This is a genomic window from Mechercharimyces sp. CAU 1602, from assembly GCF_024753565.1.
Taxonomy (GTDB): domain Bacteria; phylum Bacillota; class Bacilli; order Thermoactinomycetales; family JANTPT01; genus Mechercharimyces.
The window spans coordinates 638833-651013 of record NZ_JANTPT010000001.1 but is presented as its reverse complement, the minus strand read 5'-3'; the positions used below and the strand labels follow the sequence as shown (position 1 = coordinate 651013).

At 44.3% G+C, this 12181-nt stretch carries 13 protein-coding genes, 1 pseudogene and 1 other annotated feature (1 of these 15 cut by a window edge); all 14 genes and pseudogenes read right to left on the bottom strand.

The features are described 5' to 3' along the window. Window positions 1–79 (bottom strand) — a binding site (T-box leader) (it extends 160 nt beyond the left edge of the window). A 298-nt stretch (window positions 80–377) separates the two neighbouring features. Continuing rightward, window positions 378–965: pseudogene (locus NXZ84_RS03500) on the bottom strand (DivIVA domain-containing protein); the annotation flags it as partial. 345 nt (window positions 966–1310) lie between these two features. Continuing rightward, a complete protein-coding gene (locus NXZ84_RS03495; RefSeq protein ID WP_258838892.1) occupies window positions 1311–2090 on the bottom strand; it encodes a YlmH family RNA-binding protein in 780 nt (259 codons plus the stop codon). A gap of 2 nt (window positions 2091–2092) precedes the next feature. Then, window positions 2093–2365, bottom strand: a complete 273-nt coding sequence (locus tag NXZ84_RS03490) for a YggT family protein (RefSeq protein ID WP_258838891.1) — start codon at window positions 2363–2365, stop codon at window positions 2093–2095. 4 nt (window positions 2366–2369) lie between these two features. Beyond that, window positions 2370–2735 carry a cell division protein SepF gene (locus tag NXZ84_RS03485; RefSeq protein ID WP_309495800.1) on the bottom strand — a complete coding sequence of 122 codons (366 nt, stop codon included), beginning with the start codon at window positions 2733–2735 and terminating at the stop codon, window positions 2370–2372. An 86-nt stretch (window positions 2736–2821) separates the two neighbouring features. Next, window positions 2822–3514, bottom strand: a complete 693-nt coding sequence (locus NXZ84_RS03480; RefSeq protein ID WP_258838890.1) for a YggS family pyridoxal phosphate-dependent enzyme — start codon at window positions 3512–3514, stop codon at window positions 2822–2824. Next, complete coding sequence (gene pgeF / locus NXZ84_RS03475; RefSeq protein ID WP_258838889.1) at window positions 3511–4341, bottom strand: peptidoglycan editing factor PgeF; 831 nt, start codon at window positions 4339–4341, stop codon at window positions 3511–3513. Before pgeF ends, NXZ84_RS03480 begins: the two co-directional genes overlap by 4 nt. A 54-nt stretch (window positions 4342–4395) precedes the next feature. After that, the gene (locus tag NXZ84_RS03470) at window positions 4396–4740 is read right to left on the bottom strand and encodes a YlmC/YmxH family sporulation protein (RefSeq protein ID WP_258838888.1); all 345 of its coding nucleotides are present in this window, start codon (window positions 4738–4740) and stop codon (window positions 4396–4398) included. A 120-nt stretch (window positions 4741–4860) separates the two neighbouring features. Continuing rightward, window positions 4861–5640 (bottom strand): RNA polymerase sporulation sigma factor SigG, encoded by a 780-nt coding sequence (gene sigG / locus NXZ84_RS03465; protein WP_258838887.1) that lies wholly within the window; start codon window positions 5638–5640, stop codon window positions 4861–4863. Window positions 5641–5722: 82 nt separating this feature from the next. Further along, window positions 5723–6445, bottom strand: a complete 723-nt coding sequence (gene sigE / locus NXZ84_RS03460) for an RNA polymerase sporulation sigma factor SigE (protein ID WP_258838886.1) — start codon at window positions 6443–6445, stop codon at window positions 5723–5725. 21 nt (window positions 6446–6466) lie between these two features. Continuing rightward, entirely contained in the window at window positions 6467–7378 is a 912-nt protein-coding gene (gene spoIIGA, locus NXZ84_RS03455) for a sigma-E processing peptidase SpoIIGA (protein WP_258838885.1), read from the bottom strand. Window positions 7379–7527: 149 nt separating this feature from the next. After that, on the bottom strand, window positions 7528–8646 hold the full coding sequence (ftsZ, locus tag NXZ84_RS03450; protein ID WP_258838884.1) for a cell division protein FtsZ: 1119 nt from the start codon (window positions 8644–8646) through the stop codon (window positions 7528–7530). A 29-nt stretch (window positions 8647–8675) separates the two neighbouring features. Next, a complete protein-coding gene (gene ftsA / locus NXZ84_RS03445; protein ID WP_258838883.1) occupies window positions 8676–9905 on the bottom strand; it encodes a cell division protein FtsA in 1230 nt (409 codons plus the stop codon). Between the two features lie 156 nt (window positions 9906–10061). Continuing rightward, window positions 10062–10772 (bottom strand): cell division protein FtsQ/DivIB, encoded by a 711-nt coding sequence (locus tag NXZ84_RS03440; protein ID WP_258838882.1) that lies wholly within the window; start codon window positions 10770–10772, stop codon window positions 10062–10064. Between the two features lie 128 nt (window positions 10773–10900). Then, entirely contained in the window at window positions 10901–12172 is a 1272-nt protein-coding gene (gene murA / locus NXZ84_RS03435) for a UDP-N-acetylglucosamine 1-carboxyvinyltransferase (protein WP_258838881.1), read from the bottom strand. Window positions 12173–12181: the final 9 nt, after the last annotated feature.

The following is a 12181-nucleotide window of genomic DNA, read 5'->3' as shown; positions in this document are numbered from 1 at the left end:
TCCGGTTAGGCTTCCACCATCCCTAACTCGCTGAACGCGGAATATCACTTCTATCTACTGTCCCGATCCCAGCTGATTTGATATTAAAACATGGCTTTCTTTTTTAGTTTACGCGATGTTCGCCTTAATTCACGACGAGGCTCTTCTTCTTCGGTATAACCTTGTTCCATATACCCTTGCTCTTCTTCCATCGCTGGGGCATACTCTTCATCTTCATGATACTCATCTGAAGCATATTCATCGTGATAGTTGCTTTGGTAACCCTCTTGATAGTCTCCTTGCTCTTCATAACCACTATACGTATCCTGACTTACTGGCTTGTCCAAAAGTGGTGTTTGTGCTGGCTCAGCTAATGCTTCTAGATGATCCCCTTGTTCTTCCAAACCAGTCTCCAACTCTTCTAGTGATTCCCAATCTGTATTATCTAAGATATCGAGATGAGATTGCACCAATGTACGGAAACGCGCCTTATACACCGTTGCTTTTTGACGCAGATCCAATAGTTCACTATGAATTGCGCGTGCTTTTTGTAATGCTTCATTAATAATACGATCCGCATTTTTCTCTGCTTCTTGTACAATCAATTCTGCTTCTTTTTTCGCATTTAAGCGAACCTCTTCTGCCACTTCTTGAGCAACACGAATCGACTTATGGATGCTTTGCTCCATCGAAGCCAGTACATTCTCAGTTTGGTGATTCACTTGCGGTTGTGGTTTAGGTTCAGGTGGTGCTTGGAAGCGAGCTTTTGGCGGTGGTGCCAAAGTTGCTTGAGGTTGCTGTTCTAATGAACGCTCCAGCTCCTCCTGCAGATCGTCCACCTGCTGTTCGAGTTGTTGTTTTTCCCGTACTAGGTATTCAAAATCCTTAATAATTAAATCGAGGAAATCATTTACTTCATCTACATCATATCCCCGGAAAGAACGCTTAAATTCCTTCTGATGTATATCCATTGGCGTTAATGCCATGTTCCGCACCTCCTAAATTTAGACACTGTCTTCCCTATTCGACAATGGTACCAAAATTCCTGCTTAAATGCTAGCTTTCGCCCACAGTGTAGGGTTCAGACCCTGCTAGAATGACCTTTAAATCCTTTTTTCCCTAGCACCTGACGTGGGTAATTTCCTTCTTTTACATAAAAATCATTTATGCTGGTTCCCGTGAAATGAAGTTTCAACGTATGGTAGTGGCTCTCATTTGCTTGGATGAATTTTTCTTTTCCTCCTAAGAATAGACATCTTCGACAAACGTGAGCGAATCCCTTCTCCAAATGCTACATCATTTCCTAAAATAGCCCGTCCTCTAATTAAACGCTAGATATATCGCAATAGGTTCACCCATCGCCGATCTTTTTTGGTTATACCCCCGATCGACTCCACTTTAACCCTGCCAAATCCTGTGAGTGAGATCATATCCAGGGGTGCAATTGGATAGGACGGAGAATCAATGGTTTTCCAGTTTATTCGACATTTTTGAGCACGAATCAATTGGGAAGATTTACTACGAGAAATCCCAAATCCCTCCGCTACTATCGTATCCGCACGAAGGGAGGCGACCGACGATTGGCGCTCTTTCACCTCGGGAATAGATACCTTTAGTTGGTCTCTTCCCAGTGGTTCAGGCATTACTCGATGGGATCCGACATGAGATAAATGCGCGCTTACATACTCTACCATTTCCTGAGTTAAAATGATATGTGAATGATAAGAACTAGTTGTAATATCTCCTAATTGATCCCTTCTAATACCTAGACCGAGCATAGAACCCAACACATCTTTATGTTTCCAGGGTAACTGATTACCACCTGAAGTGATCTCCATAAAAGCTAGCATAAAATCGTCTTCTCCTGGCACTGCATACTCTGGTACGATCAATGCCCGCTTACGTTCCGCTTCTAGATAACCGCCATCAAAATAAAGCTTTGTCTCTATCTCCTGATTTGCAATCGTTTCTAAGATATACTGTTGACGTGGATCCAAAAACGGTGTAAGTGAATATTTATGAGAGAGCCTTGTACGCTCAACCCAGTCTAAACATCGTTCAATGAATGGATGCTCTTCTTTCCTAAAGTGAGCAAACTCGTTTCGAACCACTTTTATATCCACCCGCTTATCATAACGAGAAGAACTACAAGTCCACGCCATGCTAATCGGAGAGCGATAAGAGCAACAATAGGCGAAATATCTATCATCCCAATAGGGGGGATAAAACGGCGGAATAATCCTAAGTAGGGTTCTGCTAAACGAGCTAATGCTTGTCCGAGAACGGACTCCCTCGCTTGTGGGACCCAGGATAAAAAAATGTACCCGATTAATATATATGAATACACCGTTACAAGCAAGTTAATTATCGTAAGTATCGTTGTCATTGGTTCACCTCAACCAATCATTAGTCATTTCATTCTTCAAAAAATCGGTCATATTACCTTGAATATCCACGTTTGCAGGGGTACAAAAGAAGATATGGCTGCCCAGCTTTTGAATGTTACCTCCAAGAGCATAAACTGTTCCGCTCAAAAAATCAACAAATCTCATTGCAGTATCACGTTGAATTAATTGGAGGTTGACAACAACGGGACGATGACTTTTGAGATGATCCGCAATTTCTTGAACCTCGTCATAGGTTCTCGGCTCCACCAATACGACTCGGATATTTTTTTGTGAATGGATTGAGACCACGTTTCTTTTCTTCGCCGTCGCAGCCATTCTCTCTTCTGGATCTTCCACATACTCCGTCATCTCTTCATCATTGACACCAAAAAAACCCATGACTCGCTCTAAGAAATTACTCACCTCAATTCCTCCTTTTCTCCTGCTATCATTTCCTATTCTTGTGTGCGACCTACCAATGTTGACCCCAAGCGAATCCATGTTGCACCCTCTTCAATCGCCACTTGATAGTCACGAGACATCCCCATTGATAAATGGGGAACTGGAGCAGCGGTAAGATCCCACTTTTGAATCTGCCTTTGAATTCGCTTTAATTCTTGAAAAACAGGGCGTGTCTCTTCTGCCTCTTCAGTATATGGAGCCATCGTCATCAATCCCACCAATTTAAGATGGCTAAAGGTGGATACCTGTCGCACAAAATCTTCTACTTCTGAACGCAACAATCCATGTTTTTGTTCCTCTTGTGCTACATTGATTTGCACAAAACAAGGTATTACCTTGTTTACCCGCTCTGCCCGCTTTTGAATCTCCTCAGCTAATGAAAAACGATCCAACGAATGAATATATTGAAAACGAGCAAGAACTTCTTTTACTTTGTTACGCTGGAGATGTCCAATAAAGTGCCATGTCCCCCTTTCTCCCAGCTGATCCCATTTCCGCATCGCTTCCTGCACTCTGCTTTCTCCTAAGTGTTCTATGCCTAAATCAAGAGCTTCTTCTGCGGTAGGAATATCAACATACTTGGTAACAGCGATTACACGGACAGTACGAGGATCACGCCCCACACGCCTGCAAACTCTTTGAATCTCTAATGAAACGTTCTGATAGTTTTGCTGTAATAAACTCATGGTGAAAACCCTTTCTTTCCGATCCATACCACTATTCGACCTGCTTTGCCCCCACTAGCACGATGAGAATGAAACAGCTTCTCATCACAAGAGGTACAGTAAGAAGAACATAATATATTTTTTTGTGGTACACCCGCGCGCACTAATAGTTCCTGATTAAATTTTTTAAGATCTAATCTCCACTTGCCTTCCTCTGTTGCTGTGGCGATCGTATCACAACTAGAGCCGAGTTGCTCTCTAACTGGGCTCATCACCAATTCGTCCACCTCATAGCAACACGCTCCAATCGAAGGACCAATGGCAACTTGGAGATGTTCGTGCTTGGCACCCTGCTCGTTCAACAAATTCACCATTTTCGTCCCGATTCCTGCCACAGATCCTTTCCAACCTGCATGTGCCACGCCGATTATCTCTTTGTCGGGGCTATAAAAGAGAAGAGGCACACAGTCCGCGTAAAATGAAGTGAGTAGAATATCTTGTTCCCGGGTAAATAGACCATCGGTTGCGGGAAGTGCATCCTCAAGTAACTTATTACCGCGTCCTCGTTCTCCTATCCCAATCTGTTCAATATGTACCCCGTGTACTTGGTTTCCACATGTCCACGCTGATAAAGAAAAGCCCAGCTCATCAACGAGCTGTTGGCGGTTTTGTCGTACACGCTCCGGGTCATCCTGTACGTGTAAGGCATAGTTGTCGCACAAACGATCCTCATCAATCTGCAATCTGCGGGCACTCACCCCAACAACGAGTGTGGGATCCATCTGCTCCCATCGGTTCAAGGTAAGATATGGTACATCCGTCGCCTGTTGGAGTTGAAAAGGTTCCATACATTTCCCTCCCTCGATCATATATTACCACATGATCTTGGGAAACTAAAATACTTATGAGCGACGATAGGGCGGGGGATAGGGTGAGTGGGAAGAAGTCGGATCAAAGGAGCGCTGTTCCAGTCTTACTAAGATAACATCTGCCCCAATCTTCACGATGTGATGCCATGGGATCACCCACTCCTTCCCACTAGACAACAACCCAAATAACTTCGTGTCACCTGGAATAATAATAGACGTAACTTTTCCTTGATGCAGATCTAACTCCAAATCATATATATGACCTAATTTGCGTCCATCTGTAATACATATCACGTCTTTAGCCTGGAGATCTGAAATCTTAATCATATTGCCATTGCCATGACCCTCGCTTATAGAGGAGTCACTCGGGTGATTCATCGATCATCGCCGCCTCTCTACCTTCTCTTTCTAACAATATATCGATCAAGGCAGAAAAACATGTTTCCTGGCTCTTATTAGTGCCAAAAAAATAGAGCTGACCCTAGGAGGGTACAGCTATTAGTGGATAAACTTTTCCATTTGATGAATGGCTGCTTTTTCAAGACGCGAAACTTGAGCTTGTGAGATCCCAATCTCAGTAGCTACTTCCATCTGCGTTTTCCCCTCAAAAAATCTCATTGATAATATCATTTTTTCACGATCATTTAAGCGACCCATCGCCTCTCGTAAAGCTATCTCCTCAATCCAATGAATATCCTTATCACGGTCATCGCTTAATTGGTCCATGACAAAGATGGGGTCTCCCCCATCTTGATAAATAGGCTCAAACAACGAGACCGGGTCTTGAATAGCGTCAAGGGCAAATACTACTTCTTCCTTCGATACATTTAAAGTACTTGCAATTTGTTGCACTGTTGGTTCAGTAGAGTGCCGATTGGTTAATGTATCTCGGGCTTGTAAGGCTTTATATGCAATATCACGTAGAGAACGGGAAACACGAATTGGGTTGTTATCACGTAAATAACGACGAATTTCACCTATAATCATCGGGACAGCATAGGTAGAAAATTTCACATTTTGACCGAGGTCAAAATTGTCAATCGCCTTCATCAATCCAATACAACCAACCTGAAAGAGGTCGTCAACATTTTCACCACGATTATTGAAGCGTTGAATTACACTTAATACGAGGCGAAGGTTTCCGTTTACTAATTTTTCTCGTGCCGAACGATCTCCCTCAGTCTGTAGAGCACGAAACAGCTCGCGCATCTCCTTATTCGTCAATACGGGAAGTTTAGATGTATCGACCCCACATATCTCCACTTTGTTTCGTGCCATCGATTCCCCTCCTAGGAAAGCTTAATGCTTAGTATCTCCTTCGGAGGAAAATTTATAATTTCATCTGCCAACAAACGAACTTTTAGACCATTTTGTTAAATTCTTTCTGCAACCGTTTGATGATACGCTTCTCTAAGCGAGAAATATATGACTGTGAAATCCCTAGCATATCAGCTACATCTTTTTGCGTTTTTTCTTCGCCCCCATTCAAACCAAACCGAAGCTCCATAATTTTGCGTTCGCGATCACTTAATTTGAGCAGTGCTGTGCGTAAGATCTTGCGATCCACTTGATCTTCGATGTCGCGATAAATAATATCCTCCTCCGTACCCATCACATCAGAGAGTAGCAACTCATTTCCATCCCAATCAGTATTAAGGGGTTCATCGAATGAAACTTCTGAGCGAATCTTATTATTGCGACGTAAAAACATCAATATTTCATTTTCTATGCAACGCGATGCATAGGTAGCCAGCTTTATCTTTTTAGAAGGATCAAACGTATTAACCGCTTTAATCAATCCGATAGTGCCAATAGAAATCAAATCTTCAATATTGATACCCGTATTCTCAAATTTGCGGCTAATATAGACAACTAAGCGTAAGTTACGCTCGATCAGCATCGCACGAACCGCAGAATCACCGTCGGGTAGTCGCTCCAGCAAATATTTCTCTTCGTCTCGTTCCAGTGGTGGAGGTAACGCCTCGCTCCCCCCGATATAATAGATCTCTTCTCCCTTTAACCCTAGATGGATTAACAGTCGATACAACATTAACTGAAAAGCAATCCTCCATTTGACCAACATCAACATCCTCCCTTTTTTAGATTAAGTCCCTGCGACGGGCATACATGAGGGATGAATAATCGCTTGATACGTACCATCTGAAGAGAGACGATGATCTTGTAAACCTAACAATACCTTCTTCGTTACATGAGTCTGATCACCCACCTTAACTTCGATGTGATCTGGCTTCAATGCTAACAACATTTTCCCGTCGTTCCCTGCACTTCTATAGGGGACAATGCGAATGCGAGTCGTCCATTCCGGTGGTAACTGGTGTATATAATCCCACCAATTATCACTCTTCATTATTTTTTGCAAAGATTCAGGTATAAATGGAAGCACAGACTCCCATTCAACCATAACCACCGGATCACGTGACATAGGATCACGAAGTTGATTACCAGTATCCACAAGACCCATACATTGAATGCGAGCTCCATCCATTACAATTACGATCGGTGTCAAAAATTGATTAATCTCGCTTTTTTCTTGTAAAGAGCGAAAGGAGATTCGTGTATAGTACCACATGACTGGGAAAGCGAGGAGAACAAAAATCCATGAAACAGGAGAGCCCCAACCTGCTGACTGTGTCAAAAATGCCCCTCCTGCCGATTGTCCACCACCCGTCATGATATAATGTAGCGCGAACATTCCACCTCCTGTCACAAATGAGATAAGATAAAACACCCCTAGGTTGCGTAAAAATGCCGCGGAAGAGACATATCCGAAGGCAATCCACACGATTCCCATCGAAACGAGCAACTTAGCGGGAAGTGTATAGGAGACCGCTCCTCCCAACCATAGGTAGGTAACGGAATAGCAAGCCCCGATCAACGCCGCTATCCCTCCTCTGCCATAACGGAAAGGCTGGCGTCTGATCACTGCTGTCAACCATAAGAGAAGAAAGTCAATGCATAAGTTCAGAAGAAAGACCATATCTGCGTAAATGACCATCTCTTACTACTCCCTCATCTGGAACCTCATTTGCAAACAGTATATCCTAATCTATATTTCAGAGTCTGTCTAATCTTGACGCTTGAATAAAACTTTTTTTGTCGAACAGAAAAAAGATGCCCCATAATGGGACATCTCCATTCTATGCGTCACTTTTTGCGTTTATGCCGTAAAAACGTAGGAATTTCTAATGAGTCTTCTTCGTCTGCTTTAAATGAGCGAATATCGAACTCTTTCTTCGTATTTCCTTTCTCTTCTTCCGTAGATCTAAACTGTGGCTTTTTCACAGTGGCACCTTTCTCACTCTCTTGCTCTTTCTGATCAAAACCAGTTGCAATTACCGTAACTTGAATATCATCTTTGAAATCTTCATTGATCACAGCACCAAAGATCATGTTTACTTCTGTATCCGAAGCCGACTGCACAATATCGGCAGCTTCATTCACTTCATATAAGCTGAGATTATGTCCACCAGTAATATTCATCAAAACGCCGCGTGCACCCTCGATTGAGGTTTCCAACAAGGGGCTACAAATGGCTTTTTTAGCCGCTTCAGTTGCGCGGTGTTCACCTGATGCCGTACCAATACCCATCAACGCTGATCCTCGCTCGGTCATAATCGTTTTTACATCCGCAAAATCCAAGTTAATTAGACCAGGAACGGCGATCAAATCGGAAATCCCCTGTACACCTTGGCGTAGTACGTTATCTGCTTCCCGGAACGCTTCTAACATCGGTGTATTTTTATCCACTAGCTCCAATAAGCGATCATTAGGAATAACAATGAGAGTATCTACATGCTCTTTTAACGCTTTAACACCCAGATCCGCTTGTAAGGAGCGCTTACGACCTTCAAAAGTAAAGGGACGTGTTACCACCCCCACCGTGAGCGCTCCAATATCGCGTGCAATCTGAGCAATAGCGGGGGCGGCACCTGTACCCGTTCCTCCACCCATCCCAGCGGTTACAAATACCATATCTGAACCTTTAAGTACATTCTCTAAGGATTCCTGACTTTCTTCTGCTGCTTTTTTACCCACTTCTGGATTGGCACCGGCACCTAACCCACGGGTGAGCTTTTCACCTATCTGCAATTTAACAGGTGCTTTAGCTCGATTTAGTGCTTGTGCATCTGTATTCACGGCGATGAATTCAACGCCTTTTACTCCACCTTCTATCATGCGGTTGACAGCATTACTACCGCCCCCACCTACACCAATCACTTTTATTTGTGCGATCTGTTCGATGTCCATATCAAACTCTAACATGTCTAGTCCCTCCATAGGCATAGGATCATCTATATAAACTCACTAAACCAACTCTTTACTCGTTCAAATGGTGATGGACCGCTTCGTTGCTTACGAGCCGCAGTGACCCCCTCATGGCTTTCACGATGATGGTTACATTTTCGGGCGATATAATATACCACGCCAATCCCACCAGAATACGAAGGATCCTGGTCACCGATTGCATCGGAGATGGCTGTACGTACGTTTACACCTCCGACCCTTTCAGCAACTTCCACCGTACCACGCAAAGAGACTCCACCCCCTGTCAGGATCCAGCCGCCAGCTAACTGTCCATAACCCAATTCTTCCAGCTTGCGCTGTACCAAGAGAAAAAGTTCCTCCACGCGCGGTTCAATGATTTGTGCAAGCTCCATCTGACTAACCATTCTCTTCTGATTGCTCCCGATACAAGGGATGTCACATGTCGTCTCATCATCTGCAAGTTTGGTTGAAGCGATTCCAGACGTTACCTTAATTTTTTCAGCCGCTTCCCGTTGTGTCCTCAAGCCGATAGCCAAATCATTTGTTATATTTTCTCCCCCAACAGGAACAACTGCCGTCGCAACCAATTCCCCTTGCTGAAACACAGTCAGCGTAGTTGTTCCTCCCCCCAAATCGATGAGCACCGAACCCAAGTTTTTCTCGTCGCTGGAAAGACAAATTTCACTTTCAGCTAAAGGTAGCAAAGTCACCCCTGCAACTGTTAAAGAGGCCTTCTCTACACAGCGTAAAACATTATGAATCATCGTCTTCGCACCTGTGACAATCATAGCCTCTACTTCCAACCGAACTCCGATCATCCCATTGGGATCTTTAATCTCGCGTAATCCGTCGACGACAAATTGCTTTGGAACTACTTCTACCACAGTACGTTCTGGTGGAAGTGAAATGACACGCGCCGCTTGCAACACGCGCTCAATATCATTAACCCCAATTTCGCGATCGTCATTGGAGACAGCCACTACCCCGTGACTGGGTGTAAGGGTGACATGTCCTCCTGAAATACCGACAAATACTTCATGAATCTCTATCCCAATCATTCGCTCTGCACTCTCAATAGCCTCGCGAATCGATGTAACTGCTTGATCAATATCAATGATCGCGCCCTTCTTCATCCCCCTCGAATGGGCTGAACCGATTCCGATTACTTGGACTTCGCGCTTGCTACAATCCGCCACTACAGCACGCACACAACTCGTTCCAATATCTAAACCGACAATGAAGTTAGAACTGCTCAAACTTCAGTACACCTCCTCGCCCATAACTCAACCCGGTGGTGGAAAGAGATAGGAACAGGGGAGAAGTGAGGGTTAACCGTTATCTTCAGCATCTTTTGCATATGATCTCTAATTCAACAGCCGACAATCGATTCCCTTTATCGCTCCTCAACTTTTTCAATCCGATGAAGAAGCCGTTTTCGCATCAGGTACAAACCAGATACTATCGAGAATATAAAGCTTTCCAGCTGGCTTATCACGGAAAAACTCATAGTTGGTAAAGCGATCAAGCTCTGCCAAACGCATAAAGACCTTATGATCGTAAACGGTAGTCATCTCAATTCCGTCGTCATACACCTCATTGGGATAAGGTGAGATCGTCACAAGATGTTTTCGCAAGTCCGGGGATAGTTGGGTGAGGGCTTGTCCGATCTTTTTTACTTGTTCCTGTCGCCATTCCTTAAGCAATAAAGTATGTTGCGCCTGCTCACTCTCTTGATGAATAATCAGACCATTTCCCAGCACTGGATATACGTTTCCTCCGCTTTGCCACGATGCGACGTGATCATGTTCTCGGATATGTACTTGTACAACGCCTGGATACTCTTTTTGTACATCCACATCTTTTATTGTGGGGAGAGTCGTAAGGCCATCTTCTACATCATCGGCACTCCAACCAAAGAATGAGGAGCCTTCCCCAATCGAGAGTTGCTTACGCACCTCTCCTTCTGTTATCCAATGGTTCCCTTGCACTCGTACGGAGTCTACTCGTCCTAGCGGTGATTGCAAAAATAATAGCAGCAGTACAGCGGTAAAAAAGAGAAAAATCAACCCGATGCCCTTCCATGAACGAAATTTAAGCGGCTTGGGTTGAGAAGATGTTGGCAACTTGGGTACACTTGGTTTCAACAAACATCTCTCACCCTTTCTTCCACGGGTAGAATAGAAACACATTTGTCGAGCTTCAAGTATATATTACCACACAAACAAAAGCAGCGACACGGGCTGCGCTGCTTTTAATGCAAAGGAATTTTGGCTACCGAACGATCCACTTTCCCACCTAGCTGGCAAAATACCTCCTCTAACCGTTCGTAACCACGATCTATGTGCGATATCCCTTCTACTTTCGTCCGACCTTCCGCACAGAGACCGGCGATCACAAGAGCAGCACCTGCCCGTAAATCAGTTGCATACACATGCGCCCCATACAATTGGGGAACTCCCCGAATTCGCACCGAGTTTTGTTCTGCAATCATGTGCGCACCCATTTTCTTTAGTTCATCCACATGTTTGAGTCGAGCATCAAAGATACTTTCTGTAATCAAACTAGACCCTTGTGCCAGTGATAATAACACCATCATCTGTGGTTGAAGATCAGTAGGGAAACCCGGATAGGGTGCTGTAGCAACACGGCGCACTGCCGACATCTGAGGCAGACCACGTAACCAAATCGTATGCTCATCATACTCAATTTTTGTACCCGTTTCCTTTAAGTGCTGAATAAAACTATCCAGGTGTGCTGCAATTGCGTGCTGCAACGTGATCTCGCCTTGCGTAGCTGCTGCTGCTGCCATCAATGTACCGGCTACAATACGATCAGGGATAATGGTATGGGAGGTGGGAGATAACGTCTTTACGCCACGCACAACGATCGTATTCGTGCCTGCACCCTCGATATCTGCCCCCATATTATTAAGGAATGATTGTAAGTCGACGATTTCGGGCTCACGTGCCGCTCCACGTATAACCGTTGTACCTTCTGCCTTCACTGCTGCCATCATTAGATTTTCGGTAGCACCTACACTCGGCATCTCAAGTGTTAACTCAGCACCCTGCAACATCGTAGCTCGGCACAATATATGCCCATCCCGCTCATCAATCTCAGAGCCGAGTAACTGTAATCCCTTTAGATGCAGATCAATCGGTCTTGCTCCAATCGCGCATCCTCCTGGTCGCGAGATACATACTTCTTGCAGGCGAGATAATAAAGGGCCCATCAAGAATATGGAAGAACGCATTTTTCTCATTAAATCATGCGGAATATGAGAGGTATTGAGATGAAAAGTATTCACCCAAATTGTATGTCCAATCCGCGTGATCCTTGCACCTAATGCTTCCAAAATATCAATCATCACTTCAATGTCAGACAGGCGAGGGACATCGCGAATTTCATATACTCCTTCAGCTAAAACAGTGGCTGCCAGGATTGGCAATGCCGCATTTTTGGCTCCTTGGATACGGATTGTGCCTACTAGCGGATAACCGCCCTCAATGTTGAAATGCGTCAATGTTCCACC

Coding starts and splice junctions, on each gene's coding strand:
- spoIIGA (WP_258838885.1), bottom strand. CDS start 7,378: ATGGTCATTTACGCAGATATGGTCTTTCTTCTGAACTTATGCATTGAC.
- NXZ84_RS03490 (WP_258838891.1), bottom strand. CDS start 2,365: ATGACAACGATACTTACGATAATTAACTTGCTTGTAACGGTGTATTCA.
- ftsZ (WP_258838884.1), bottom strand. CDS start 8,646: ATGTTAGAGTTTGATATGGACATCGAACAGATCGCACAAATAAAAGTG.
- sigG (WP_258838887.1), bottom strand. CDS start 5,640: ATGGCACGAAACAAAGTGGAGATATGTGGGGTCGATACATCTAAACTT.
- NXZ84_RS03480 (WP_258838890.1), bottom strand. CDS start 3,514: ATGAGTTTATTACAGCAAAACTATCAGAACGTTTCATTAGAGATTCAA.
- NXZ84_RS03470 (WP_258838888.1), bottom strand. CDS start 4,740: ATGAATCACCCGAGTGACTCCTCTATAAGCGAGGGTCATGGCAATGGC.
- NXZ84_RS03485 (WP_309495800.1), bottom strand. CDS start 2,735: ATGACGGAGTATGTGGAAGATCCAGAAGAGAGAATGGCTGCGACGGCG.
- pgeF (WP_258838889.1), bottom strand. CDS start 4,341: ATGGAACCTTTTCAACTCCAACAGGCGACGGATGTACCATATCTTACC.
- sigE (WP_258838886.1), bottom strand. CDS start 6,445: ATGTTGGTCAAATGGAGGATTGCTTTTCAGTTAATGTTGTATCGACTG.